At 65.1% G+C, this 25,170-nt stretch carries 30 protein-coding genes; 9 read left to right on the top strand and 21 right to left on the bottom strand.

Features of this window, described 5'->3' with window-relative positions; all coding sequences use genetic code 11:
- Positions 1-9: 9 nt before the first annotated feature.
- From ACRARG_RS06910 to ACRARG_RS06900, 3 genes are read left to right on the top strand one after another with little or no spacing between them, the layout of a single operon-like run.
- Positions 10-735, top strand: a complete 726-nt coding sequence (locus ACRARG_RS06910) for a 16S rRNA (uracil(1498)-N(3))-methyltransferase (RefSeq protein ID WP_432689257.1) — start codon at positions 10-12, stop codon at positions 733-735.
- Positions 732-1,253 (top strand): hypothetical protein, encoded by a 522-nt coding sequence (locus ACRARG_RS06905; RefSeq protein WP_432689256.1) that lies wholly within the window; start codon positions 732-734, stop codon positions 1,251-1,253. The genes ACRARG_RS06910 and ACRARG_RS06905 overlap by 4 nt, the downstream gene beginning before the upstream one ends.
- A 55-nt stretch (positions 1,254-1,308) precedes the next feature.
- Positions 1,309-2,679: a glutamate--cysteine ligase gene (locus tag ACRARG_RS06900; RefSeq protein ID WP_432689255.1), complete on the top strand. Its 1,371-nt coding sequence runs from the start codon at positions 1,309-1,311 to the stop codon at positions 2,677-2,679.
- Positions 2,680-2,697: 18 nt separating this feature from the next.
- Here the strand turns inward: ACRARG_RS06900 and ACRARG_RS06895 are convergent, their stop codons facing one another.
- The 8 genes from ACRARG_RS06895 to ACRARG_RS06860 all read right to left on the bottom strand — a co-directional run bounded on the left by ACRARG_RS06895 (position 2,698) and on the right by ACRARG_RS06860 (position 8,788).
- Complete coding sequence (locus ACRARG_RS06895; RefSeq protein WP_432691329.1) at positions 2,698-3,258, bottom strand: GbsR/MarR family transcriptional regulator; 561 nt, start codon at positions 3,256-3,258, stop codon at positions 2,698-2,700.
- 161 nt (positions 3,259-3,419) lie between these two features.
- The gene (gene plsY, locus ACRARG_RS06890) at positions 3,420-4,037 is read right to left on the bottom strand and encodes a glycerol-3-phosphate 1-O-acyltransferase PlsY (protein WP_432689254.1); all 618 of its coding nucleotides are present in this window, start codon (positions 4,035-4,037) and stop codon (positions 3,420-3,422) included.
- A complete protein-coding gene (pyrC, locus tag ACRARG_RS06885) occupies positions 4,034-5,302 on the bottom strand; it encodes a dihydroorotase (RefSeq protein ID WP_432689253.1) in 1,269 nt (422 codons plus the stop codon). Before pyrC ends, plsY begins: the two co-directional genes overlap by 4 nt.
- Positions 5,299-5,850, bottom strand: coding sequence for a hypothetical protein (locus tag ACRARG_RS06880; protein WP_432689252.1), 552 nt, complete (start codon positions 5,848-5,850; stop codon positions 5,299-5,301). The genes pyrC and ACRARG_RS06880 overlap by 4 nt, the downstream gene beginning before the upstream one ends.
- Before the next feature lie 22 nt (positions 5,851-5,872).
- On the bottom strand, positions 5,873-6,316 hold the full coding sequence (locus tag ACRARG_RS06875; protein ID WP_432689251.1) for a hypothetical protein: 444 nt from the start codon (positions 6,314-6,316) through the stop codon (positions 5,873-5,875).
- Positions 6,313-7,263, bottom strand: a complete 951-nt coding sequence (locus ACRARG_RS06870; protein WP_432689250.1) for an aspartate carbamoyltransferase catalytic subunit — start codon at positions 7,261-7,263, stop codon at positions 6,313-6,315. The genes ACRARG_RS06875 and ACRARG_RS06870 overlap by 4 nt, the downstream gene beginning before the upstream one ends.
- A 159-nt stretch (positions 7,264-7,422) precedes the next feature.
- Entirely contained in the window at positions 7,423-7,758 is a 336-nt protein-coding gene (locus ACRARG_RS06865; protein WP_432689249.1) for a hypothetical protein, read from the bottom strand.
- Between the two features lie 10 nt (positions 7,759-7,768).
- A complete protein-coding gene (locus ACRARG_RS06860) occupies positions 7,769-8,788 on the bottom strand; it encodes a ribose-phosphate pyrophosphokinase (RefSeq protein ID WP_432689248.1) in 1,020 nt (339 codons plus the stop codon).
- Positions 8,789-8,896: 108 nt separating this feature from the next.
- Between ACRARG_RS06860 and ACRARG_RS06855 the strand changes: the two genes are divergently transcribed.
- Positions 8,897-9,499 (top strand): 2-hydroxychromene-2-carboxylate isomerase, encoded by a 603-nt coding sequence (locus ACRARG_RS06855; RefSeq protein WP_432689247.1) that lies wholly within the window; start codon positions 8,897-8,899, stop codon positions 9,497-9,499.
- A complete protein-coding gene (locus ACRARG_RS06850; RefSeq protein ID WP_432689246.1) occupies positions 9,496-10,317 on the top strand; it encodes an alpha/beta fold hydrolase in 822 nt (273 codons plus the stop codon). Before ACRARG_RS06855 ends, ACRARG_RS06850 begins: the two co-directional genes overlap by 4 nt.
- Before the next feature lie 19 nt (positions 10,318-10,336).
- Here ACRARG_RS06850 and ACRARG_RS06845 read toward each other — a convergent pair whose 3' ends face one another.
- The 12 genes from ACRARG_RS06845 to ACRARG_RS06790 all read right to left on the bottom strand — a co-directional run bounded on the left by ACRARG_RS06845 (position 10,337) and on the right by ACRARG_RS06790 (position 20,751).
- The gene (locus ACRARG_RS06845) at positions 10,337-10,897 is read right to left on the bottom strand and encodes a PqiC family protein (RefSeq protein WP_432689245.1); all 561 of its coding nucleotides are present in this window, start codon (positions 10,895-10,897) and stop codon (positions 10,337-10,339) included.
- Between the two features lies 1 nt (position 10,898).
- Positions 10,899-13,004, bottom strand: a complete 2,106-nt coding sequence (locus ACRARG_RS06840; protein WP_432689244.1) for an MlaD family protein — start codon at positions 13,002-13,004, stop codon at positions 10,899-10,901.
- Positions 13,001-13,648 carry a paraquat-inducible protein A gene (locus tag ACRARG_RS06835; RefSeq protein ID WP_432689243.1) on the bottom strand — a complete coding sequence of 216 codons (648 nt, stop codon included), beginning with the start codon at positions 13,646-13,648 and terminating at the stop codon, positions 13,001-13,003. The genes ACRARG_RS06840 and ACRARG_RS06835 overlap by 4 nt, the downstream gene beginning before the upstream one ends.
- Positions 13,615-14,265: a paraquat-inducible protein A gene (locus ACRARG_RS06830; protein WP_432689242.1), complete on the bottom strand. Its 651-nt coding sequence runs from the start codon at positions 14,263-14,265 to the stop codon at positions 13,615-13,617. The genes ACRARG_RS06835 and ACRARG_RS06830 overlap by 34 nt, the downstream gene beginning before the upstream one ends.
- A gap of 89 nt (positions 14,266-14,354) precedes the next feature.
- On the bottom strand, positions 14,355-15,398 hold the full coding sequence (locus tag ACRARG_RS06825; protein ID WP_432689241.1) for a threonine aldolase family protein: 1,044 nt from the start codon (positions 15,396-15,398) through the stop codon (positions 14,355-14,357).
- A complete protein-coding gene (locus tag ACRARG_RS06820; RefSeq protein ID WP_432689240.1) occupies positions 15,398-15,871 on the bottom strand; it encodes a YcgN family cysteine cluster protein in 474 nt (157 codons plus the stop codon). The genes ACRARG_RS06825 and ACRARG_RS06820 overlap by 1 nt, the downstream gene beginning before the upstream one ends.
- A complete protein-coding gene (locus ACRARG_RS06815; protein ID WP_432689239.1) occupies positions 15,868-16,806 on the bottom strand; it encodes a bifunctional riboflavin kinase/FAD synthetase in 939 nt (312 codons plus the stop codon). The genes ACRARG_RS06820 and ACRARG_RS06815 overlap by 4 nt, the downstream gene beginning before the upstream one ends.
- Positions 16,807-16,878: 72 nt before the next feature.
- Positions 16,879-17,322 (bottom strand): MaoC family dehydratase, encoded by a 444-nt coding sequence (locus ACRARG_RS06810; protein ID WP_432689238.1) that lies wholly within the window; start codon positions 17,320-17,322, stop codon positions 16,879-16,881.
- A 102-nt stretch (positions 17,323-17,424) separates the two neighbouring features.
- Positions 17,425-18,300 carry a TIGR01459 family HAD-type hydrolase gene (locus ACRARG_RS06805; protein ID WP_432689237.1) on the bottom strand — a complete coding sequence of 292 codons (876 nt, stop codon included), beginning with the start codon at positions 18,298-18,300 and terminating at the stop codon, positions 17,425-17,427.
- A 204-nt stretch (positions 18,301-18,504) separates the two neighbouring features.
- Positions 18,505-19,128 (bottom strand): class I SAM-dependent methyltransferase, encoded by a 624-nt coding sequence (locus tag ACRARG_RS06800; protein WP_432689236.1) that lies wholly within the window; start codon positions 19,126-19,128, stop codon positions 18,505-18,507.
- Between the two features lie 48 nt (positions 19,129-19,176).
- Positions 19,177-20,097: a manganese-dependent inorganic pyrophosphatase gene (locus tag ACRARG_RS06795; protein ID WP_432689235.1), complete on the bottom strand. Its 921-nt coding sequence runs from the start codon at positions 20,095-20,097 to the stop codon at positions 19,177-19,179.
- A 126-nt stretch (positions 20,098-20,223) separates the two neighbouring features.
- Positions 20,224-20,751, bottom strand: coding sequence for a dihydrofolate reductase family protein (locus tag ACRARG_RS06790; RefSeq protein ID WP_432689234.1), 528 nt, complete (start codon positions 20,749-20,751; stop codon positions 20,224-20,226).
- 251 nt (positions 20,752-21,002) lie between these two features.
- Here ACRARG_RS06790 and ACRARG_RS06785 point away from each other — a divergent pair, with 251 nt between their 5' ends.
- Entirely contained in the window at positions 21,003-21,686 is a 684-nt protein-coding gene (locus ACRARG_RS06785) for a DUF2161 domain-containing phosphodiesterase (protein WP_432689233.1), read from the top strand.
- Between the two features lie 124 nt (positions 21,687-21,810).
- Here ACRARG_RS06785 and ACRARG_RS06780 read toward each other — a convergent pair whose 3' ends face one another.
- Positions 21,811-22,164: a DUF4440 domain-containing protein gene (locus tag ACRARG_RS06780; protein ID WP_432689232.1), complete on the bottom strand. Its 354-nt coding sequence runs from the start codon at positions 22,162-22,164 to the stop codon at positions 21,811-21,813.
- A gap of 286 nt (positions 22,165-22,450) precedes the next feature.
- Between ACRARG_RS06780 and groES the strand changes: the two genes are divergently transcribed.
- The 3 genes from groES (at position 22,451) to ACRARG_RS06765 (ending at position 25,133) form a co-directional block, all read left to right on the top strand.
- Entirely contained in the window at positions 22,451-22,738 is a 288-nt protein-coding gene (gene groES, locus ACRARG_RS06775) for a co-chaperone GroES (protein ID WP_432689231.1), read from the top strand.
- A 68-nt stretch (positions 22,739-22,806) separates the two neighbouring features.
- Positions 22,807-24,450: a chaperonin GroEL gene (gene groL / locus ACRARG_RS06770; RefSeq protein WP_432689230.1), complete on the top strand. Its 1,644-nt coding sequence runs from the start codon at positions 22,807-22,809 to the stop codon at positions 24,448-24,450.
- A 203-nt stretch (positions 24,451-24,653) separates the two neighbouring features.
- Positions 24,654-25,133: a GNAT family N-acetyltransferase gene (locus ACRARG_RS06765; RefSeq protein ID WP_432689229.1), complete on the top strand. Its 480-nt coding sequence runs from the start codon at positions 24,654-24,656 to the stop codon at positions 25,131-25,133.
- The last annotated feature ends 37 nt before the right edge of the window (positions 25,134-25,170 follow it).

The raw sequence follows: 25,170 nt of genomic DNA, 5'->3' as shown, positions 1-25,170 counted from the left end.
GTAGGCCTCATGGAACGTGCAAAAGTCAGGCTCTATGTAGATCAGGCTCTGGGGGAGGGGCAAACCGTTCCTGTGGAGCGGGATCACGCCAATTACCTGTTCAACGTGATGCGCATGGGTGCGGGCGATGCCGTGGCCCTGTTCAACGGGCGGGATGGTGAGTGGCGGGCGGAGGTCGTGCAGGCCAATAAGCGCGGCGGCGTGCTGGTCTGCAAAGGGCAGAGCGCGCCGCAGATGGACCCGCCGGACCTCTGGCTGCTTTTCGCGCCGATCAAGAAGGCGCGCACGGATTTCATCGTGGAAAAGGCGGCAGAGATGGGCGCGGCGCGCATTCTGCCCGTACAGACCGAATTCACCAATTCCGAGCGCATCCGGCAGGACCGGCTGCAGGCCCATGCGGTCGAGGCGGCAGAGCAATGCGGTGGCACCTTCGTGCCGGAGGTCGGTGATCTGGAGAAGCTGGACGCGGTATTGTCCGGGTGGCCCTCCGGGCGGCAGCTGATGTTCTGTGACGAGGCGCTGGCGGGGGAGGTGGCCTCCCTCGACGGCGCGCAGGGCGGGGCCTGGGCGATTCTCATCGGACCCGAGGGCGGGTTTTCGGAGGCCGAACGCACCCGGCTGCGCGGGCTGCCCTTTGCGCGGGCGGTGTCGCTGGGGCCGCGGGTGCTGCGTGCCGATACGGCGGCGGTGGCTGCGCTGACGCTCTGGCAGGACCGGCTGGGGGACTGGCAATGAGTTTTATCCGGCCCGAGCTGCAGGCCGCGCTCTGGCGCTGGCGGGAGGTGCTGGTGGCGCTGGCGGTGGCGGCTCTCGGGCTCTACTGGGCGCTGTCGACTTTTGGTTTGCTCTCATGGATCGGCTGGGCGCTGGTGCTGACCGGCCTGGGCTTTGGCGCGGCGGGCGTGCAGCGCGCCCGGTTCCGGAGCGAGGGGCAGGGGCCCGGCGTGGTCACGGTGGACGAGGGGCAGATCGCCTATTTCGGGCCGCTGACCGGCGGGGCGGTTGCGGTGAGCGAGCTCAGCCGGCTGTCCCTTGACGGGCACCACATCCCGCCCTGCTGGGCGCTGGCGCAGCCCGGGCAGGAAGAGCTGCTGGTGCCGGTCAATGCGGCGGGGGCGGAGGACCTTTTCGATATCTTCGCCACCTTGCCGGGCATCCGGACTGACCGGATGCTGGAGGAGCTGCGCCGCGCCAAGGGCCCTCACCGTGTCGTGATCTGGGAGAAACCGCAGGCACGTCCGCGCTTGCATTGACAGCCCCCCGATTTCCGCCCATCCCTGTCCGGGCAGTGAGAAAAGGCGATATCCCATGTCCATTCCCCAGTCCGGCGGCGGCCCGATCGAGCGGCACGAACAACTTGCCGAATACCTCGCAAGTGGTTGTAAACCCAAGGAAGACTGGCGCATCGGGACGGAGCATGAGAAGTTCGGCTATTGCCGCGACAGCCTGCTGCCCATTCCCTATGAGGGCGAGCGGTCCATCCTGCACGTGCTGGAAGGGCTGCGCGACGGCAAGGGCTGGGCGCCACTGGAAGAGGGTGGCAAGCTGATTGGCCTGACCAAGGACGGCGCCAATATCTCGCTGGAGCCGGGCGGGCAGCTGGAACTGTCGGGCGCACCGCTGGAGACGATCCACCAGACCTGCGACGAGGTGAACGAACACCTCGCCGATGTGAAGGACATTGCCGACAAGGTCGGTGTGGGCTTCATCGGGCTGGGTGCCGCGCCCCAGTGGACGCATGAACAGATGCCGCTGATGCCCAAGGGCCGGTACAAGCTGATGGACAGCTATATGGGCCGCGTCGGCACGGCAGGCCGGATCATGATGCGGCGGACCTGCACGGTGCAGGTGAACCTCGATTTCTCGACCGAGGCGGACATGGTGCAGAAGATGCGCGTGGCCGTGGCGCTGCAGCCGGTCGCCACCGCGCTGTTTGCCAATTCGCCCTTCTTCGAGGGCCAGCCCATCGGAATGAAGAGCAAGCGCGCCTGGGTCTGGCGCAATCTCGACGATGCGCGCACCGGGATGGTGCCGTTTATCTTTGACGAAGGGTTCGGGTTCGAGGGCTGGGTGCAATATGCGCTCGATGTGCCGATGTATTTTGTCTACCGCGACGGCAAGTATATCGACGCGCTCGGTCAGTCGTTTCGGGATTTTCTGAAAGGTGAGCTGCCCGCTCTGCCCGGAGAGAAACCGACCCTGTCCGACTGGGCCGACCATCTGACGACCCTCTTCCCCGAGGCGCGGCTGAAGAAGTTCATCGAGATGCGCGGCGCGGATGGCGGCCCGTGGCGGCGGCTCTGCGCGCTGCCGGCGTTCTGGGTTGGCCTGATGTATGACCAGACCGCGCTGGATGCGGCCTGGGACCTGGTCAAGGGCTGGACATCGGCGCAACGCGATGCGCTGCGGATCGCGGCGGCGGATCAGGGGCTGCAGGCGAATGTCGACGGGATTTCCATGCATGAGCTGGCACGGGAAGTCGTGGCAATTGCGGAGGCCGGGCTGAAGGCACGCGCACGCCCGGGGGCGGGCGGTCTGGTGCCGGATGAGACGCATTTCCTGAACGCGGTGAAAGAGTCTATCGATACGGGCAAAGTCCCTGCGGATGAGCTGCTGGAGCGGTATCACGGGGACTGGAATGGCGATCTGAGCCGTATCTATCCAGAGTTCAGCTACTGACACCCGCCAAGGTCGCGGTCATTCCGAAACCGCGACCTTTTTCTTTTTCTTCTTGGCTTTCGGCAGGGCCGGTTCCTGTCCGTCGGAGCCTTTTGACGGTCCGGTGACGTCGGACAGAAACGCGCCGAGGCGGGTTCCCAGACGCAGCAACGTCATCTGCGTGCCGCGTGGCAGGGCCGAAATATCCGAATAGAAATCGTCCAGAAGCTGCATCGTTTCGTAGGTTTCGGCGATGCGGGCGCGGACCTCGGGCGGGGTCTCATCGGTTTCGGCCCGGCCCTGAATGTCGCGCAAGGCGACCAGCGTCGGGATGACCTCGCGTTCGCGGCGCGCGGCGGCAACGGCTTCGGCCTGTTCCATGATGTCCGGCGGGGTGGTGAAATAGTCTCGTCGGTCGCCCAGCTGCCGCGACGTGCGGATCAGGCGCCAGGCCGACAATTCTTTCAGTCCTGTCGATACATTCGAACGCGCGAGATTGAGTGTCTCCGAGATCTCTTCTGCTGTCAGCGGGTTCGGAGAAATATGAAGGAGACCAAGCATTTGCGCAACGGAACGGTTCAACCCCCATCGGGAGCCCATTTCCCCCCAATGCAGAACGAAGTCTTTCATTGCTGGCGTGAGCTGCATGGCCGCATCTCCTTTCAGACGGTCGAGAAATAGCAGATCGACCCGCGTCGAACAAACATAAAGATTAATTATGTGGGTATCTTTTGGAGTTGCTCAGATGTTTGCAAGTGCTGCTAAGGCTTGCGGGACGCGCCGATCCGCGGTTCCTCGTTCCGCAGCAGCCGGGCGATATTCGCGCGATGCCGGATCAATATGAGGGCTGCCAGCAGGATGGTGAGGGCCACCGCCTGGGGCAGGCCGAGGATCAGCGCCCAGACCGGCGACAGCACGGCCGCGACCAGTGCCGACAGCGAGGAGATGCGCAGGATCGCCGCCGTCGCCGCCCATGTGGCACAGGCGGCCAGGCCCAGAGGGAAGGCATAGGCCAGGAGCAGCCCGAGGAAGGTTGCCACGCCTTTGCCGCCCCGGAACCGGAGCCAGACGGGAAAGCAATGGCCAACAAAGGCAAAGAGGCCGGCGATCTGCACCGCATCCTCTGCGGCAAGACTGCGGGCGATCAGCACGGCGACAGCGCCCTTCGCCCCATCGAGGATCAGGGTCAGCAGGGCGGCGGTCTTGTTGCCGGTTCGCAGCACATTGGTGGCCCCGATATTGCCGGAGCCGATGTTGCGCAGGTTGCCGAGCCCGAAGGCATGGGCCAGCAGCACGCCAAAAGGAATGGAGCCCAGCAGGTAGCCGGCCAGCGCCCAGATCGCGAGCGCGGGGGCCGGGGTAATGAGATCGGGGATCACAGTGCCTCTCCGTAGACCTGGCGCCCGCCGACCCAGGTGGCGCGGACGCGGCCCTGCATGCGGGCTTCGTCAAAGGGGGTGTTCTTGGATTTCGACTTCAGTTTGAACCGGTCGAGGACAAAGGGCGCATCCGGGTCGAAGAGCACGAGGTCGGCAGGCGCGCCCACCTCCAGACGGCCCGAGGGCAGACCCAGACGTTTCGCCGGGTTCAGCGACAGGGCCCGCCAGAGCTGCGGCAGGCTCAGATCGCCGGAATGGTAAAGCCGCATGGCGGCAGGCAGCAGCGTCTCAAGCGCGACGGCACCGCTGGCGGCGGCCTCAAACGGAAGGCGTTTGGATTCCTCGTCCTGCGGCGTGTGCATCGAACAGATGATGTCGATCAGGCCGGAGGCGACGGCGTCGACAACGGCCTGCCGGTCATCCTCGCTGCGCAGGGGCGGCTTGACCTTGAAGAAGGTGCGGTAGTCCGACACGTCAAGCTCGTTCAGTGTCAGGTGGTGGATCGACACGCCGGCGGTCAGGTTCAGCCCGTTGGCCTTGGCGCGTTCCAGCGGGGGCAGGGCGCGGGCGGTGGTGATCTGGTCGATGTGGTAGGCGGCGCCCGTCATCTCGACCAGAGCGATCTCCCGGTCGATCCCCATCCGCTCGGCCATCGGGGAGACGGCGGGCAGACCCCGGAGGGAGGCGAACTTGCCAGAGGTCGCGGCGGCGCCCGAGGACAGCACCGGCTCCTGAATATGGCCGATGACCAGCGCGCCGCGGGCGGTGGCATAGGTCAGGGCGCGCAGGGCGACCTTGGTGTCGGTCAGCACATGGTCGCCATCGGTGAAGGCGACGGCGCCCGCATCCATCAGGAACCCGATCTCTGTCATCTCGCGACCGTCGCGGCCCTTGGTCAGGGTGGCCATGGGCAGGACGCGGACCGGCGCGGCCTCCCGCGCGCGGCGGGCGACGAATTCCAGAACCTCGGGCGTGTCGATTGCGGGGACGGTATCGGGGCGGGTGACAATGGTCGTGACCCCCCCGGCCGCCGCGGCCTGACCGGCGGAGCCGAAGCTTTCCTTGTGCCGCTCGCCCGGCTCGCAAACCTTCACGCCGATATCGACGATGCCCGGCGCCAGGCAGAGGCCGCCGCAGTCGATGCCCTTGCCGGTGCCCTCGTGCAGGGCGGCGATGATCCCGTCCTCCAGTGTCAGCCCGCCCGGGCGGTCTTCGCCAGAGACGGGGTCGATCAGGCGGGCATTGGTCAGGGTAAGGGTCGTCACAGCATCATTCCGACTATCACGCCCAGCAGGATCAGGGCGGCAAGGGCCAGCATCACCCAGGTCAGCGCGCGGCTGCGCGGGGCCGGGGCAATTTCGGGCGGGGCGGGGGGCAGGTTGCCATTGGCCGCCTGACTGCGCAGCGGCTCCATCGTGGTGGGCGCGGGTGTCAGGTGCCAGGTGCCGACATGGGCCAGCGGCGGCACCGGCCGGACAGCGACATCGGCCCCGTCAAAGGCGGCGCCCCGAACGATCACCACGGGACCGTCGAGACCGTCGAGAACGGTTCGGTCCGTGCTGCTCAGGCCCGATGCGTCCACGCCGACGCCCTCGGTCATGAACCCGGCCAGGCCAATCCCGTCGAGGTCGGCGGTCATGGCGCCTTCGATCATATGTTCGTCCAGAACCTCGACATTCAGCGCGTCCTTCAGGCCCCATTCCCCGGTTTCCGGATCAGGTGTCAGAAAGGCCCAGAACGCATCCTCGGGCATCTGTACGGAAAAGACATGGACCGCGTCCCGATCCAGCGACTTTAACGTGCCATCCGTCATGCCCGCGCTCCTCTCCTGCCGATCATATTGCGACTTCCCCGGTCAGGTGGTCTGAGCCGGAGCGGCAACGGTTGATCTGTATTGCGAGTTTCTTTGGCATCTCAAGGTGATGGATCTGGTGTTCCTCGCCCGTCACGCATCGCAGCCTGACGGAGGTCGGGCCGACCTCCACCCGTTCCACATCGTGCAGCGGGATCTCCACGCGGCGGCCGATCATCAGGCGCTGATCCGTCAGGCAAAAACGGCGGAGGTAGAGCAGGACACTCTGCAGCGCGGCGGCAAGGATCAGGAACAGAGCGAAGAAAAGGATCATTTCCCGCGCTGTCACCTCTCCGGTCAGAAGCTCCATGCCACCGATGTAGAAGAGCCCCCCGACGCCGAGGCCCAGCCCGAGGTTTCGCAGGGCTGCCATCGGACGGGTGCGGCGACGGGCGATCACGGTTTCATTAGGTCGCAGTCTGGTCATGCAGCGGCCCCGGCACGGCGCGCCTTGAGGTTGCGGGCGAGGAGGTCCATGGCCGCCATCCGCACGGCCACGCCCATTTCCACCTGATCCTGGATGACAGAGCGGTTGATGTCGTCTGCCAGCGTGCCGTCGATCTCCACCCCGCGGTTCATCGGGCCGGGATGCATGACGATGGCGTCGGGCTTGGCATGGGCGAGCTTTTCGGCGTCCAGACCGTAGAGATGGTAATATTCGCGTTCGGAGGGGATGAAACCGCCGTCCATCCGTTCCTTCTGAAGGCGCAGCATCATGACGACGTCGACGTCCTTGAGCCCTTCGGCCATGTCGTCGTAGACCTCGCAGCCGAGCTCCGCCATGCCCGAGGGCATGAGCGTGGGCGGGCCGACCAGACGCAGGCGGTTCTCCATCTTGCCCAGCAGGATCAGGTTCGACCGGGCGACGCGGGAATGGGCGATGTCGCCGCAGATGGCAATCGACAGGCGGTGCAGCCGGCCCTTCTTGCGGCGGATCGTCAGCGCGTCGAGCAGGGCTTGCGTGGGGTGCTCATGCCGCCCGTCCCCGGCGTTCAGAACGGCGCAGTTGACCTTCTGGGCCAGCAGGTCGACGGCGCCGGAATGGGGGTGGCGGACGACCAGCAGGTCGGGCTGCATGGCGTTCAGCGTCATGGCCGTGTCGATCAGCGTCTCGCCCTTCTTCACCGAAGAGGTGGAGACGCCCATGTTCATCACATCCGCGCCGAGCCTTTTGCCCGCCAGTTCGAAACTGGCCTGGGTGCGGGTGGAATTCTCGAAGAACATATTGATCTGGGTAAGACCCTTGAGCGCGTCCGAATGCTTGGTCTCGCTACGGGAAAGGTCGGCATATTGATCGGCGAGATCGAGAACGGCGGTGATTTCGTCCGGGGCGAGGGCTTCGATCCCCAGCAGGTGATCCTGACGAAAGCTCATGTGACGACTCCGCTTGCTCCGGGCGGTTATAGGAATGTGGGTCTGGGACAGCAAGGGCGGGGCGGGGGGAAATGGGGGTGGTTCGGCACAGTCCCGCGTGGTCGCCGGACCGGTTCCATGATCCGAGGGCTGCTGCCTTTGTTGCCTGCCCTTGGCCGCTTAAGCCCAGGGCGGCGGCACATCCTGACCGTCCGCCTGAACCCGGCCTGCCGCCGCGTGCAGCGTCACCGGATTGTCGAAGAAGCGCAGGGTCGGCCGGACCCCGAACCGTCCCTCCATCCAGTCGGCCCAGCCGTCGTGAAACCAGGCCTCGGCCAGCTCTCGGGTTTCGAACACGTAGATGCCGCCGCCGCCCGTCTCGGAATTGAGGAAATACTTGGTGATCAGCCCCGGCACCTCGTGGAAGATCTTCGTGGCCTCCAGCGACTGTGCCCGCACAACATCATGGTCGCGCTTGGGGCCGGGCAGGGGGATTTCCACGAGGGCGATGATCATCGGGGGCCTTTCAGGGGGCGCGGAAAACGCCTTCGTAGATCGGCTCCATCGTCGACGTCTCGAACAGCGAGGAGACGGAGGTGCCGTTCCAGATGTTCAGGATCGCCTGGGCAAAAAGCGGGGCGGTCGGCAGGATGCGGATATTGGGGCAGTTTTTGACCGGATCGGGCGCGGCAATCGTGTCGGTGATGACCATGGTCTTGAGGACGGAATTGGTGATCCGGTCGACGGCGGGGCCCGACAGCACGCCATGGGTCACATAGGCATGGACCTCCTTCGCGCCGTAGTCGAGCAGCAGCTCGGCAGCCTTGCAGAGCGTCCCTGCAGTGTCGCACATGTCGTCGATCATGATCGCGATCTTGTCTTTCACATCGCCGATGACCGTCATCTCCGCCACTTCGCCGGGCTTTTCACGACGTTTGTCGACGATGGAGAGCGGCGCATTGATCCGCTTGGCCAGTTCCCGGGCACGGGCCACACCGCCTACGTCGGGAGAGACGACCATGATCTCATCCATCCGATCCTTGAACTTCTCGCGGATATCCAGCGCGAAGATCGGGGAGGCATAGAGGTTGTCGACCGGAATGTCGAAGAAGCCCTGTATCTGCGCGGCATGCAGATCCATCGTCAGCACGCGGGAGATGCCCGACTCGACCAGCATGTTCGCCACCAGTTTCGCGGTGATCGGCGTGCGGGGCTTGGTGCGGCGGTCCTGGCGGGCATAGCCGAAATAGGGGATGACAGCCGTGACCCGCTGGGCGGAGGACCGGCGCAGCGCATCCGCCATGATCAGCAGCTCCATCAGGTTGTCGTTGGCCGGGTTCGAGGTCGACTGGATGATGAACATGTCCTCGCCGCGCACGTTTTCGAAGACCTCGACAAAGATCTCGCCGTCGTTGAAGCGTTCGGCCCTCGCATCGACCAGATCGAGGTGCACGCCCCGGTGGATCGACATGCGGCGGGCGACGGCATTGGCCAGCGGCAGGTTGGCATTACCGGCAATCAGCTTCGGCTCGACGATGTGCGGCATGTGGGGCTCCGGGGTCTGCGTCAGGGAAGAGGCGAGGTTACAGATTCGTGACGTTGAACCCCGATTAGCACCCCGATAAGGTCTTGCCAAATCAACGGAGAGGGCAGGATGCCGCATATCGACTATTACTTCGTGGCAATTTCCCCCTGGACCTATCTCGCGGGCGCGCGGCTGGAGGAGATCGCGGGCCGTCATGGCGCCACGATTACCTATAAGCCCTGCGACATGGCCCGGGTGTTTCGTGCGACCGGGGGGCAGTCGCTGGCCGAACGCCCGCAGGCCCGCAAGGATTACCGCATGCAGGAACTGAAGCGCGCCCGGATCAAGACCGGCCTGCCGCTGACCCTGCAGCCCGCGCATTTCCCGACCAACCCGGCGCCCGCAAGCTATGCGATCATTGCGGCGCAGCAGGCGGGGGGCGGCGATATCGGCAAGCTGGTGCAATCCGTTCTGTCGGCCTGCTGGGCGGAGGAAAAGGACATTGCGGAGGATGCGGTGATCAAGGGCTGTCTGGAGGCGGCGGGTTTCGATCCTTCGCTGGCCGACAGCGGGCTGCTGACCGGCGCCATGGCCTATGAGAAGAACGGCGACGAGGCGATTGCCGCGGGGGCCTTTGGCGCGCCCTTCTACATCGTCGATGGGGAAGAAAAATTCTGGGGGCAGGACCGGCTGGACGATCTGGACCTGTTCCTGCAGGGGAAACTGTCTTGACGGTCGTCCTTGGCGGTCATGAGACCGCGACGCGGCACTGGGATGGCGGGCCGGGACGGGCGCTGCTGGTACATTGTTCGCTTGGTCATTCCGGTGGCTGGAAAGGCGTGGCCTCCGTCCTGAGCGAGACGCATGAATGCCGGGCGTTTGACCTGCCCGGGCATGGCCGCAGCGCGGAGTGGGATGGCAAGGGCGTCTATCAGGACACGGTCTGTACCCAGATCCGGGAGATGATCGGCGACTGGACTGCGCCTGTCGATCTGGTCGGGCATAGTTTCGGCGCGACCGCCGCACTACGGGTCGCGGCCACCACGCCCGCGCTTGTCCGCCGGCTGGTGCTGATCGAGCCGGTGTTCTTTGGCGCCGCCTATGCGGTGGAGCCGGAATTTCGGGACCGCAATATGCGGTTGAATGGCTTCGTGGATGCCATGGAAGCGGGCGATCTGGGCGGTGCTGCGAAGATCTTCATGGAAAGCTGGGGCGATGGCCGTCCATGGGAGGACCTGCCCGAGGAGCAGCGCGCGACCTTCACCCGGCAGATGCGTCTGATCGAGGCTGTGCAGGAAACCAACAACGGCGATCCGGAGCGTATTCTGGCGGATGGAAAGGTCGCGGCCCTGCCCATGCCGGTACTGGTGATCACGGGCGGCGACAGCCCCGAAGGCAGCCACAAGATCGCCGCGGCGCTGGAGAGCATGATCCCGGATGTGCGGACCGTCATGATCGAAGGCGCGGGGCATATGGTGCCCATCACCCATGCCGCGATCGTCGGGCCGCTGGTGCTGGATTTTCTGGCAGAGGCGGCCGTGCGGGCCTGAGGCTTAACGGGCCTGAACCCTACCGGGCAAGGTCCGCGGTGATCTGCGCCGCCAGCTGGCGGAGCGCCCGGCCGGAGGCCTCTGCAATCGCGGGGGCCTTGGTGTCGGTCAGCGGGACAGAGATGGCGAAGCGCTGGATCCGTTCCCGTACGATCCTGTCGTAGGAGGAAATCGCATACTGGCCCTTGAGGTCGAAGGTACCGGTGGCGCGGGCGACCATCTCTGTCACACGCACCTCTACGGCGGCCTGGGCCGGCGTTTCCAGCGGCCAGGGTTCGGCAGCGGCGGTGGCGGTGCTGATCCGATCGATCTCGTCCGAGAGCAGCAATGTGGCGGCGCGGGTCGGCTCATCGGCCCACGTGGCGCCCTTGACCGGGTTCAGCGCGCCTTTGCCATCCTCCAGCATGATCGCCGAATCCTCCACATAGGCCGGCATCGAAACCTCTTTCACCTCCAGCGTGGCGACCCGGACGCGGGTCACCTTCGCCGTGGCGGCGGGCAGCTCCGGCTCCATCGCGTAGCGCGGATCGGTGCCGCAGGCGGCAAGAAGGAGGAAGGGCAGGGGCAGCAGCAGCTTCATGTCATCGTCCGAAGAGCAGGGAGTTTGGATTGCGCTCGATCGAGCGGGCGAGCTTGTTGATGGCTTCCGCCGCTTCGCGCACCTCGCGCAGGGCAGACACGGTTTCGCGATTGAAGGTAGACTGACTTCCGTAACCGGCCACCACGCTTTCCGCCTGCGCGATCAGACGTTGCAGGCGGGACGAGAGGTCGGGCAGGCTGTTGGCTGCCTCTTCGACAGCCGCCGCCGCATCGCGGGCGGAGGCGAGCGTGGCGTTGGCGTTTTCGACGATGCCGCCCTCGCGCAGCTGGGCGATGGCCTGACGCGCTTCGTCCAGTGCGCGGGTCAGGCTTTCGGGCAGGGCGCGGGTGGTGGGCTGGTCGATCAGCCGGTCGGCGGAATCGAGGAAATTGCCCGCGATCTCAAGGAATTGCTCCACTTCCAGCGAATTGGCCTTGGCGGTCAGGTTGCGCAGGTCCTGCACCAGCGCGGGCAGTTCGGAGGTGGCGCCGCTGACGTCGGAGGCGACGCCAGTCACCGTATCGGCGGCCTCAGACGCGCTGTCGAGCGCGGAGACGAGCTTGCCCACGGCATCGGCGGTGCGCAGGTCTTCAACCACGCCGCGCAGCTCGGCCAGGGTGTCCTGCAACTCGCCCGGGATCGCCTGTGTCTCCTCGCTGGTGATCAGGCCGCGGGCGTCGTTCATGAGCGAGGTGAAGGCCTCAGGTGCCGATCGCAGGCGCTCGTCGCCCGCAAAGCTTTCGACGGCGGCGAGGGTGGAGATCGCCTGATCCAGCAGCTCCTCCACCGGCAGGTTGTCGACGCGGGTCAGCAGGCCCTCGGCCGTGGCGGTCAGGTCGGGCAGGTCGGAGGGGACGGAGGGGATGAGTGGTGCAGTATCGGCAAAAACGCCGAGGGAGGCGGGGCTTGCGTCCTCGATCTCTGCCAACTCCACGACCAGCGACTGGCTGAAGAGGCTGGGCGCGGCGAGGCGGGCGCGCAGGCCCTTTTCCACGGCGCCAGCAAAGAAGGCGATGGTTTCGGCGGGCGGCGCATCGGGGTCGAGGCCCAGCCGGTTCGGATCGATGGAGATCGTGGCGCGCAGTTTCACCACCTGACCGGTCGGGCTGTCCTCCACAAAGGCGCCGAGGGTGGAGACGGTGCCGATCCGGACGCCGCGATACATGACCTGCGATCCGGCGGAGAGGCCGCTGACCGACTCGTCGAATTCCACCGACAGATCGACCGCATTGTCGACGGTTTCGTTGAAGACACTGCCGCGGGCGCTGTCCTCATCCTCGAAAAGGTCAAAGACCGCGTCGTCGCGCACCGGATCGCCACCGGAAAAGACCGTGTCGAAAGCGATGCCACCGCGGATGATGCTCGACAGCGACCCGATGTTCAGGTTCAGCCCGCTGGGCCCGAAGCTGACGGATATGCCGGAGGTCTGCCAGAACCGCGTGGCGGAGGTGATGCGCTGGTCATAGGGCGCGTTGATGAAGGCATCGACCAGCACGCCATTGCCGGTGTCGGGCAGGCGGGGCGTCTCGATCTTGCCGACCTCGATCCCCTTGTGGATGATCGGGGCGCCGGCGGTCAGCTGGTCGCCCGAGGACGAGCGCAGCGTGACGCGGGTGCCCTTGGTGCCGGGCATGACGAGCGGCGTTTCCTCCAGCCCGTCGAACCGGGTGGCGCCGCCGTCCTGGCGGGGCGTGAAGGCGGCTTGGATATAGACGCCGGACAGCACGGTCGAGAGGCCGGAGATGCCGGAGGTGGAGACCTCGGGCCGGACCACCCAGAACTGCGCATCTTCGGGCAGGTTTCCGGCCACGGTCTTGTCGAGGCGGGCGTGCACAACGACGGAGGACAGGTCAGGCTCGAACGCCACGCTTTCCACCGTGCCCACAACGACATCGCGGTACCGCAGCGTGGTCTCTCCGGCGGCCACCCCGGCGGCGTTTTCCCAATGGATCTCGATCAGGGCGCCGCGGTCGGCATAGCTCTGCCAGGCGATGGCCAGCGTCACGGCAAGTGCGATCACCGGCACCAGCCAGACGACGGAAAGGTTCCGCCAGAAGGATTTGCGAGGCGGTTTGACCACCATGTCAGAGGGCTGCCTGTCCGTCATTCTTCTTCCCTGAGCGGTACGTCCGCTTCTGCATCCCAGATCAATCTTTCATCAAAACTGAGGGCCGAGAGCATTGTGAAGGCCACAGATAGCGCGAAGCTGATCGCTGCGATACCGGGGTTGATCGTCGCCGCGAACTCCACCTGCACGAGTGCCGAGAGGATGGCCACCACAAAAACGTCGATCATGGACCAGCGGCCAATGAATTCAACGACTTCGAACAGCAGGTGGCGGCGGTGGATGGGCATGCGGAAATTCCGTTTCACCGACAGGGCGAGGTAGCCGATAGCGAGGAATTTCGCAAAAGGGATCACGATGGAGGCGAAGAAAACGATGAAGGCCACGCCATAATCGCCATGATGCGACAGCTCCACCACGCCGCCGATGATCGTGCTGTCGGAGGTCTTGCCAAAGGTCGTGGTCCGCAGCATCGGATAAACGTTGGCGGGGATGTAGACGACCATCCCGGCAAAGAGCCAGGCCCAGACCGGTTGCAGGCTCTGCGCCGTACGCGGCGAGAGATGCGCGCCGCAGCGGGTGCAGCGTTCCGTCCCCGCGGGATGGACGCGGGCGCAATGGGTGCATCCGATCAGACCGGCCTCGCGGGCGGTCAGGACGGGCGCCGCTGTTCCAGCGTTTTCCATACCGTCACCCGGCTCATGAGGTTGTCTTTCAGCACGGTCACGATGACCAGTGCCACGAAGGCCCAGAAGGCCGGGCCGAGGGAGATGCGCGCAAGCCCCGCGACCTTGACCAGCGCCACGGCGACGCCGACGATGAACACCTCTGCCATGGCCCAGGGGCGCAGGGTTTCGGCCAGGCGGAAGGCGCGGTTGGCATAGCGGGCGGGGTGCCAGCCGAGGGCCATCGGCCCCAGCACGTAGATCAGTGTCACGAAGCGCGTGACCGGCAGGATGACGATCAGCGCGGCCATGGCGATGGTCAGCGGCTCTGTCAGCCCGCCGGAAAAGGCCATGACCGTATCGAGGAGAGAGCTGCGGCGGGTGATCCCGGCGGCGCCCATTTCGAGGAAGGGAAAGAAGATCGCCCCGATCATCAGGATCAGCGCCGCGGCGGCCAGCATGATGATGCGCGTCATGGCCAGCGGCCGCGGCGCCTCGATCACGCGGTGGCAGCGCGGGCAGGAGGCGGTTTCACCGGGCGCAACATCGCTGTCGCGCATCAGCGCGTCACAGGCCGGGCAGGCCAGCAGCTCTTCTGGATTGGCCGGCAGGGCAGCTACCGGAGGTTGTGCAGTCATCGCGCTCAGTTTACTCAACCGGCCCCGGGATGGAAGCCGGTTGAGAAGGTAGGGCGGTCAAAGGCTTGTCCAGTGGCGCGGAAGTCGCGTCATCCCTTGGCGAGCGTGACGAACTGGTCGATCGCCTCGCCCGGCAGGGCCCAGTCGGCGACGAAACGCACGACGAGGCGGTCCTCGGGGGCGTTGGTGCCGGGATCGGTCCAGCTGCTGAATACCGCGCCTGCCGCCCTGAGCCGGTCCGCCGTGGCGCGGGAGAGTTCCACAAAGGCCATATTGGCCTGCGGGTCATGCTGGAAGCTCATGTCCGGCACACCCGCCAACCCGTCGGCCAGCCTGCGCATATTGGCATTGGCCTTGGCGGCGAGGTCGCGCCAGAGGTTGTCCTGCAGATAGGCGGCCATCTGGGCCGAGAGGTAGCGATGCTTGGAGAAGAGATGCGCGCCGCGCTTGCGCCGCAGCTCGAATTCCCGCGCCCTGGCCGGATCGAAGAGGATCACCGCCTCTACCCCCATGCAGCCGTTCTTGGTGCCGCCGAAGGAGAGCACGTCAACTCCCAGCCGCCAGGTCATCTCCGCAGGTGTGGCATTGGTGGCGGCCAGGGCATTGGCAAAACGCGCGCCGTCCATATGGACGGGCAGGTCGTAGTCCCGGGCCACCGCCGTCAGCTCTGCCAGTTCGGACAGGGAATAGACGCGGCCGCGTTCCGTGACCTGAGTAATGGAAACGGGGCCGCGCAGGGGGCCATGCGGAAAGCGGACCTCTTCACCGGCGATGGTCGCGCGCAGGCTGGCCGGGGTCATCTTGTCCTCGGTGCCGACCAGCGTGAGCTTGGCGCCGGAGGTGAAGAATTCCGGCGCGTTGCATTCATCCTGCTGGATATGGGCATCCGGCGAACAAAAGGCGGTGGCATAGGGCGGGGTAAGGCAGGCGAGGCCAAGGCAATTGGCCGCCGTGCCGGTGGCAACGAGGTAGACCGCCGCTTCCGGCGCCTCGAAGATGTCGCGGATTTGGGTGCGGACCTCCTCCATCAGCGTGTCATTGCCGTAGGGGGTGGCGTAGCCCTCGTTCGCGGCGGCGACGGCTGCCATGATCTGAGGGTGAACAGGGCCGGTATTGTCAGAGCCAAGGTACATCAGGTGGGTTCCTCGATTATGTAGTCCTCCCAGTCGTCATCCGCGATCTCGTATTCCGACTGGGTTCTGTTGCGCATGGAAACGCCCGCGCGGTGCACCGTCTCAAGATCGCCGCTGATCAGGGGATGCCAGTCGTAGAGAGGACGCCCTTCGTAGAGCAACCGATAGGCACAGGTCTGGGGCAGCCAGTACATGTGTTTCTCGATCGTGCGGGCGTCGAGCGTGATACATTCCGGCACGTATTGATGCCGGGTCGCGTATTTGGAACAGAGGCAGGTGCCGTTATCCAACAGGCGACACGCGACGGAGGTCAGCGCGACCTCGCCCGTCTCCTCATCCTCCAGCTTGTTCAGGCAGCATTTGCCGCAGCCGTCGCAGAGCGCCTCCCATTCCCGGCGGGTCATCTTTGACAGAGGCTTGGTTTCCCAGAACCGGGGGGGCAGGTCGGTGCGGTCGATCGGATCGTCCGTCATTCCGCCTCCAGTATCTCGCGGGCGCGGGTGCAGTCGGCATCCATCTGGGCGATCAGCGCGTCCAGACTGTCGAATTTCGCCTCCGGGCGGAGGTAGTCGACCAGCGCGACCGACAGGGTTTCGCCGTAGAGGTCGCCCTTGAAGTCGAAGATGAAGGTTTCGAGGTTCGGCACCTCGCCATCGAACTGCGGCCGCACGCCCATGGAGGCGGCGCCCTTGTACTTACCCTTGTGCGGGCCGGTCAGCACGTCGATCAGCACGGCATAGACGCCGAATTTCGGCTGGTGCAACCCCTGGATCGACATGTTCGCGGTCGGATAGCCAAGGTCCCGGCCACGCTGGTCACCGCGGACCACGGGACCTTCGATCCGGTGCCAGTGACCCAGCATGGCGGCGGCATCGCGCGGGCGGCCTTCGGTCAGGGCGTTGCGGATGGCGGTGGAAGAGATCTGCATGCCGTCCTCCGAGACGAGATCCGCAATCGTGACGCCGAAGTTGTATTCAGCGCCGAAGGCTTTCAGAGTCTCGACATTTCCGGCGCGCTTTGTTCCAAAATGGAAATCCGCGCCCACGACGATATGGCGCAGGCCCAGCCCGTCGCGGATCACGCGGGTCGCGAATTCCTCGGGTGTGAGAGCGGCCAGGGCGCGGTTGAAGTTCAGCTCGTAAAGTATGTCCACGCCGATTTTTTCCAGCCGATGCGCCCTTGCCTGCGGTCCGGTCAGACGGAAGGGGGCGGCGTCGGGCGCAAACAGCTGCCGGGGATGCGGCTCGAACGTCATGACGCCAAGCGGGGCGTTCAGGCGCGCGGCCTCTCGCCGGGCGATATCTATGACGGCCCGGTGGCCGATATGCACGCCGTCAAAATTGCCGATGGCGACGGCGGCGCCCCGGTCCTCTGCGTCGGTGAACTGATAGTCGCGCACGATCCTCATGGGCGAAGGGGTATCGCCGGGGCGGGGCAGGTGCAAGAGGCTCGGGCGGGCGGTGTTGCCCGGCCCGCGCGGTCAGTCGAACTTGCGCGACGGGGCGAGCACCGTCGCCTCCCCGATCATGACCTTCTTGCCGTCGACCATGCAGCGGCAGTCGAGCTGAACGCGGCGCTTGGCGTGGTCGATGCCGATGACCTCGACCTCGGCCATGACCATGTCGCCGGGGCGCACGGGGGCGAGGAATTTCAGCGTCTGGCCCATGTAGACCGTGCCGTGACCGGGGAGTTGTTCGCCAATCACGGCAGAGATCAGACCGGCCGTCAGCATGCCATGGGCGATGCGGCCCTCAAAGATCGTGTCCTGGGCATAGGCGTCGTCCAGATGCACCGGGTTCCGGTCGGTGGAGACCTGGGCGAACATCTCGATATCCTCGTCGGTCACGACTTTGCGCAGGTGGCGCGTCATGCCCATCTCGATATCCTCGATGCAGATCGTGCCGCGCGGGAAATTGTCCAACATACTCACTCCGCCCTTTGTGGCTCGGTAATAAAACGTAGGCCATGCGACCTTTCAGGGCAACTTTATTACTTTGCGAGCGCAGAAAAGCAAGCGTGAATTTGCTTAGCGGAGGAATCCGATCGCATAGGTCGGATTGGAATTTTCTACGGCCAGATAAGCGTTTAGCGCTGCTGCATCCGGGTCCTGACCGGTTTTCGTTTCAGAGGCGGCAAGGCCCCCGGTAATGAAAAGGCTGTCGATATCCTCTCCCATGGCGCCGCGCACGTCGGTGGCGATTCCATCGCCGATGGCCAGAATGCGGCCTGCCTCGACCTTGTGGTCGATAGCATGCAGGCGGCGGCGGGCGAGGTCGTAGATCGGCGGATGCGGCTTGCCGAAATAGAGGCTCTGGCCGCCCATCTCCGTATAGAGTTTCGCAACCGCGCCGGCGCACCATTCGCGGCTTTCGCCCCGGTCGACGACGATATCGGGATTGGCACAGAGCAGCTTCAGCCCCCGTGTCTTGGCCAGCAGCAGGTCGGGCCGCCAGGTGTCGGGATCAGCAAAGGGGTCAACGGGGCCGGTGCAGACGATGCCCTCTGCCTCATCCAGCGGGACGATCTCCAGCTCTGCCGGATTTTCGAGGATCTTCGGCGCGGTCAGGAAGCTGTCCTTTTCCTCTGGCGAGCCGATGAAATGGACCTTGGTGCCAACCGCGCCGGTGAAGGCGGCAGTGCGGGCGCTGTCGCCGGAGGTGGCGATGCTGTCCCAGGCCTCGCGCGGGACGTGGAAACCGTCCAGCTGCCGTTCGACAGAGGCGCGGGGGCGGGGCGAATTGGTGACGAGGATCACGATGCCGCCGCGCTGGCGATAGGCGATCAGCGCCTCGCAGGCGGCCGGATAGGCGGTGACGCCGTTGTGGACGCAGCCCCAGAGGTCGACAAAAAGCGCGTCATAAGCATCGGAGATCTCGGCCAGAGAGCGGACGATACGGGTCATTGGCCATCCTTTCGGCGCGGGGGGTTCCGGGGATCTATGCCCGAAACCGCGCCGGGGATGAAGGGAAAAGCCCTGCTTGTGGCCGGGATGTGTACGGCGTCGCAGGGCGCGGAGCGGCTGTCATAGGCCACCCCGGATGAACGGGGCCAGCCGGTTGGCATTTTGACGAGAGGAAGAGGCGCGCCGCAGTTTCACGCGAAGAAGTCAGGGGAGGGAGAAAACGCCAGCGGTGAGCGGCGCGGTGGCGGGCGAATCGCCAACGTCGCGGACAGGGTAATGTGCGATGCGGCGCAGCCCGTCCGGCAGGTGACGGCGGCCAATATCGCCGATCAGGACCTCGGCCCCGGTGTCGCGCAGGGATCGGAGAAGGGGCAACAGCAGGGCGGCCATGTCCGCATCGTAAAAGATGTCTCCGGCCAGCACGAGGTCGATCTGCGGTAAGTTGGTGGAGGAAGTCGCGCCGGTCGTTTTAAGGGTGACCTCGTTCGAGACGGCATTCATCGCCGCAACGCTCTGCGCCATGTCGGAGGGATCGCTGGCCAAGGCGGAGGTGGCCCCCTGTTTCAGCGCCATGATCCCGGCCAGACCGGAGCCCGCCCCGAGGTCGAGCACGCGCCTGCCCGCGACCGTGTTCGGGCAGGCCGTCAGGTGGTGCAGCAGGGCCGCGCCGCCGGGCCAGAGATAGGCCCAGTAGGGCGCCTCGTCATAATCGAGAAGGGAGAGGCCGCTGGCCGGGTGCGGCGCCCAGTGCCGCAGCTCGGGAAAGCCCGGCACCGGCACGAGGTGCAGCCGGTCGCGGATGAAGGTGATGCGCTGCTGGGCGTCCATATCCGCGACCCGAGAGGGGCAGGGGCGCCTGAGCGCGCCCCGCCCGGATCAGACTGCGAGGTTCGGGATGATCTGCTTTTTGCGGGACATGATGCCCGGCAGGACAACCGTGTCGCCGGAGACGGTGGCGCCAAAGCTCTTTTCCGCAACGGTCTTGACCAGATCGTTGGGGATGAACATCGTCGCTTCCTCGTTCAGGATGTCGACCACGAAGAGCAGGACCTCGTCCACGCCATCCTCGGCGGCGACGGTCTTGAAGCTCTCCATCAGGCTGTCCTTGCGGTCCAGCACGATCTTGGGCGCGGTGGTTTCCAGAACGGAGACACGGAACTTGGTGCCGCCGACTTCATATTCCTTGCTGTCCATGCGGATCAGTTCGGCGTCGGAGAAGGCGGAGACGTCCGATTTCGCTTCGAACATCTCGGAGGCATAGGCAGAGAGGTCCACGCCCAGGTCAGAGGCAAGCTCTTCGGCCAGTTTCTTGTCCTGCTCTGTCGTGGTGGGCGACCGGAATTCCAGCGTGTCGGACAGGATGCAGGACAGCATCGCACCCTTGATATTGTCGGGCATCTTGTCGGCGTTGGGGCCCATCAGGTTGTGCATGATGGTCGCGGTGCAGGCCAGCGGCTTGATCGTGATGTCGATCGGGCCTTTGGTTTCCAGACCGCCGGTCAGCTTGTGGTGGTCGATGATCTGGATGATATCGGCGTCGTTGATCGCCTCGGGCAGTTCGGCGGGGTTGTTGGTGTCGACGATGACAACCTTGTCGCCGGCAGAGACACTGGAGATGATCTCGGGCTTGTCGAAGCCCCATTTCTTCAGGACGAAGGCGGCTTCGGTATTGGGCTCGCCCAGCAGGGCGGGAGTGGCGGGGGTGCCGCGAACCTCGGACAGGTACCAGGCCCAGATGATCGGGGAGCCGGTCGAGTCGGTGTCGGGGGATTTATGGCCGAAGACTTTGATCGTCATTATGGATAGGTCCTGTCAGGAATGCATTTCGGCGCCCTTATAGGGACGGGCGCGGAGGTTGTCACCCGCGACGTGCCGCATTGCGGCGAAACGGAGCGGCCTGTGGCGGGGCACCCCCGGCGCGGATCAGTGCAGGCGATATTCGCGGAACAGGACGCCGCCCGGATGATGGTGCTCGGCGATCGGGTCGCCTTCGGGCAGATCGCTTCCGTCCGCCTCCCCCCAGAGCGGAACGCCACCGCCCAGCCAGACCGGGTCGACGGTGAGGCGCAGCCGGTCGATCAGGTGCCGCCGTCGCAGCCAGCCGGCCAGTGTGCCGCCGCCTGACAGGAAGATCGGGCCGCCGGTTCCGAGCTTGAGTTCAACGACCTGGGAGGCCGAAATCCGGTCGACTGCGGCATTGCGGGGCAGGGCAAGTGTGGTCGAAACGATGTGACAATCGGTGAAGGGGAACGGGTTTTCACCGATTGGCAGACCATCTCCGGCGACGTCCCGATAGGCGGACCGGCCCATGATCGTAGTCCGGTAGGCGGGAAGGCGGTCGAGAAATGCCGACACATGCGGGCCCCGGCAGGCGAAGGGTCCGGTGTCGGCTCCGGGCGGGGCGATAAACCCGTCTGAAGACATGGTCACGTCGTAGATGATCTCTCTCATCGCGGTTGTCCTCCTCCTCTGGTTCGCGCCCTGCTAGGACGGTCCGCGAGGGCATGCTGGCAAGGGGCCGTCACCGCAGGCAGGCCAGCCGCAGGTGGCAGAGTCTGACGCTAGAGCCGCTGAAACGACCGGTGCAAGCCGCGCCGCAGCAATGCAGACCGGGACGGCGGGGCCTTGCCGATGCAGAGCCGGCATGCCTGGCCTATAGAGCTGGCCTTGTGCCAGGTGCCGGGGTGGCGCAGAATTCGGTCATGAGCAGAAGTCTGGAAACCGATCTCTATGCGCCGGTGAAGCGCTTTCTTGAGGGGCAGGGATATGAGGTCAAGGCCGAGGTGGCCGGTGCCGATGTTGTCGGGCTGCGCCCGGACGACCCGGATCCGGTTATCGTCGAACTCAAGTTGGGCATGAACCTGACCCTTGTGCAGCAGGGTGTGCGCCGGCAGTCGATAACCGACTGGGTCTATCTCGCCGTGCCGACGCAGCGGGGGCGCAAGGCGCTGGCTGCCCATATCGGCCTGTGCCGGCGTCTGGGGCTGGGCCTGCTGACAGTGCGGCTGAGGGACGGCCATGTCGAGGCGCATTGCGATCCGGGGCCCTATGCGCCCCGTCCGTCGAAAGAGCGGCGCGGGCGACTGCTGAAAGAATTTGCGGCCCGGGAGGGGGATCCGAATATCGGCGGGACCAACCGAGTGAAGCTGGTGACCGCCTACCGGCAGGACGCGTTGCGCTGCGCGGCGCATCTGCGCGGCGCGGGCCCCAGTCGCGGGGCCGAGGTGGCACGCGCCACGGGCGTGCCGCGGGCGACGGCGATCATGCGGGACGATTATTACGGGTGGTTCGAAAAGGTGTCGCGCGGGGTCTACGGGCTGAGCCCGCGCGGGGAGAGCGAGGTGCCGCTGTCCGGGGCGGAGGGCCAGGTGGCGGTTTCCGAATAGCGCGGCTGCGCCGCATATGATGGTTTGCGCCTGCCTCCGGCAGACGCGGCGCCGGAGGGCGCTGCCCTCCGGACCTCCCGGGATATTTCGGGCAAGAAAAAGGGGGGGTGTTGAGCGTGCCGGGTCAGGCGTGGTCGGGCAGGGGGGATTGCTGGTGCTGGATGATACGCCAGCCCTCTGCGGTGCGTGTCCATGTGGAGCTGCAGAGCGCGTCATAGGGCGCGTCGCCGTCGCGCAGGGCATGGGCGCGGTAGGCCAGAACGCGGAGATCGTCGGTCTCGGCCATCTGGCGACCTGTCATATCGACCCGGGTCCAGCGCGGCGCGGCGGCCAGGGCATCGAGGATGTCGGTGCCACGCAGGATGCCGGGGCCCGGGAAGGCCATCATGCAGAGGGGCGCCATACGGGCGCGATAGGCATCGGTGCCGCCGGTCCAGAGCAGTTCTTCGACGGTCCAGACATCATCTGGTTCGGTCATGGCGCGGGCTCCTTGCATGGTGTTGCGCATCCTGTCAGGTAGACGCAGATCGGGCGGGTTCGGTTCCGTGGTGCCGGTCTGCGCGGGCGGAGAGGCGCCCACAGAGGGGGGAGCCCGGGACAGGCGATCCGCTAAATTTCCGAGGATTGCATTCTTGACAGGGCGGTCGGGCCTCCTTACCTGTGCCGCGTTAGCACTCGCCGGGTGTGAGTGATAACGCCTCTGCGGCGCTTCCAACAGGAGGGTCGGGGGGCAGGGAGAAACTTTGAGCCAAGGAGCCTCAGAGATGGCATTCAAACCGCTTCATGACCGTGTTCTGGTCAAGCGCGTCGAGAGCGAAGAAAAAACCGCAGGCGGGCTGATCATCCCCGACAGCGCCAAGGAAAAGCCGGCGGAAGGCGAAGTTGTTTCGGTGGGCGAAGGCGCCCGCAAGGACAGCGGCGAGCTGATCGAGATGTCCGTGAAAGCGGGCGACAAGATCCTGTTCGGCAAATGGTCCGGCACCGAGATCACGCTGGACGGCAAAGAACTGCTGATCATGAAAGAGAGCGATATCCTCGGCATTATCGCCTGAGGACGATGGGTGCCAGGCACCCATCCTACGCATTTCTAAACTTACCGACTTAGTCAGGAGAGACAATCATGGCTGCAAAGGACGTCAAGTTCGACACCGATGCCCGCAACAAGATGCTCAAGGGCGTCAATATCCTCGCCGATGCGGTGAAGGTGACCCTGGGCCCCAAAGGCCGCAACGTGGTGCTGGAGAAATCCTTCGGCGCGCCGCGCATCACCAAGGACGGCGTGTCCGTCGCCAAAGAGATCGAGCTGGAAGACAAGTTCGAGAACATGGGCGCGCAGATGGTGAAGGAAGTTGCTTCCCGCACCAATGACGAAGCCGGCGACGGCACCACCACCGCGACCGTTCTGGCCCAGGCCATCGTGCGCGAAGGCATGAAATCGGTTGCCGCCGGCATGAACCCGATGGATCTGAAGCGCGGCATCGACCTGGCAACTGCCAAGGTCGTCGAAGCGATCAAATCCGCTGCCCGCGACGTGACCGACAGCGATGAAGTTGCCCAGGTTGGCACCATCTCTGCCAACGGCGAGGCCAATATCGGCCGCATGATCGCCGACGCGATGCAGAAGGTCGGCAACGAGGGTGTCATTACCGTCGAAGAAAACAAGGGCATGGAAACCGAAGTGGATGTCGTCGAAGGCATGCAGTTCGACCGTGGCTACCTGTCCCCCTACTTCGTCACCAACCCCGACAAAATGGTCGCGGAGCTGGAAGACTGCATGATCCTGCTGCACGAGAAGAAACTCTCCTCGCTGCAGCCGATGGTTCCGCTGCTCGAGTCGGTGATCCAGTCCCAGAAGCCGCTGCTGATCATCGCCGAAGACGTGGAGGGCGAAGCCCTGGCGACGCTCGTCGTGAACAAGCTGCGTGGCGGTCTGAAAATCGCGGCCGTCAAGGCTCCGGGTTTTGGCGATCGCCGCAAGGCCATGCTGCAGGACATCGCCATCCTGACCGGCGGTCAGGTGATCTCCGAAGACCTGGGCATGAAGCTCGAGTCGGTGACGATGGACATGCTCGGCACCGCCAAGAAAGTCACCCTGACCAAGGACGAGACCACCATCGTCGACGGCGCAGGCGACAAGGCGGAAATCGAGGCCCGCGTTTCCCAGATCAACACCCAGATCAAGGAAACCACCTCTGATTACGACCGTGAGAAGCTGCAGGAACGTGTGGCCAAGCTGGCGGGCGGCGTTGCCGTCATCCGCGTCGGCGGCATGACCGAAGTTGAAGTGAAAGAGCGTAAGGACCGTGTGGACGATGCGCTGAACGCGACCCGCGCAGCTGTGCAGGAAGGCGTGATCGTTGGCGGCGGCGTTGCTCTGGTTCAGGCCGGCAAGGCGCTGGAAGGCGTGACCGGCGAAAACTCTGACCAGGATGCCGGCATCAAGATCGTGCGCCACGCGCTGGAAGCGCCGCTGCGTCAGATCGCCGAAAACGCCGGTGTCGACGGTGCCGTGGTTGCGGGCAAGGTTCGCGAGTCGACCGACCTGACCTTTGGCTTCAACGCGCAGACCGAAGAATATGGTGACATGTTCAAATTCGGCGTGATCGACCCGGCCAAAGTGACCCGCACCGCGCTGGAAGACGCTGCTTCCATCGCCGGCCTGCTGATCACCACCGAAGCTATGGTTGCCGACAAGCCCGCCAAGGAAGGCGCAGCTGCCGGCGGCGGCATGCCCGACATGGGCGGCATGGGCGGCATGATGTAATCATCCGCCGGTGCGCGGCCCCTCGGGCCGCAATCGGAACAGAGAGAGGCTCCCTTTGGGGGGCCTCTTTTCGTCTGGCCCCTCTTTTTGCCCATCTGACAGGCAGTTAGCGGTCACAGTTGACGGGGCGCCGGTTTTTGGGCGGGCATTCCGTCAAATTGCCTCTAGGCTGATGGCCAGACTGACAATTCGGACGGCACGACATGGAACTGCGCGAAATCGGACCAGAGGATATGCTGCGTGTTTCCGTTTTGCTGCACACGGCCTTTGGCGGTGCCTATGAGGCCAGGCTGGTCGAGGCGCTGCGCGAGTCGAATGATATGGCGCTGGAACTGGTGGCCGAGGACGGCGAGCGCCTGCTGGGGTATATCGCGTTCTCCAGCCTTGTTCTGCCGGAAAACTGGTGGGCTATGGCGCCGGTTGCGGTGTCGCCTGCGCGCCAGCGCAAGGGCGTCGGGTCGGAGCTGATCCGTTACGGTCTGGATCATGCGCGCCGGGCCGGGGCGAAGGCTGTCGTCGTGCTGGGGGATACGTCTTATTACCGGCGTTTCGGGTTTACTCTGAAGGCGGCAGAAAATCTGACGACCAAAATTTCGGATAACAATACGATGGTCTATCCGATTGCCGCGAATACGGCAGGGACGCGGTCGCCGCTGACCTATCCGAAACCTTTCTTTGCCTGATCTGCGGCTTTCTTCGGGGCCGGACCGGGCGTAGACC

Origin of the sequence: Pseudooceanicola profundi (assembly GCF_050897955.1) — a bacterium.
GTDB lineage: Bacteria > Pseudomonadota > Alphaproteobacteria > Rhodobacterales > Rhodobacteraceae > Pseudooceanicola.
Note: the sequence above shows the minus strand (reverse complement) of the source record. Positions and strands in the feature narration are given on the sequence as shown.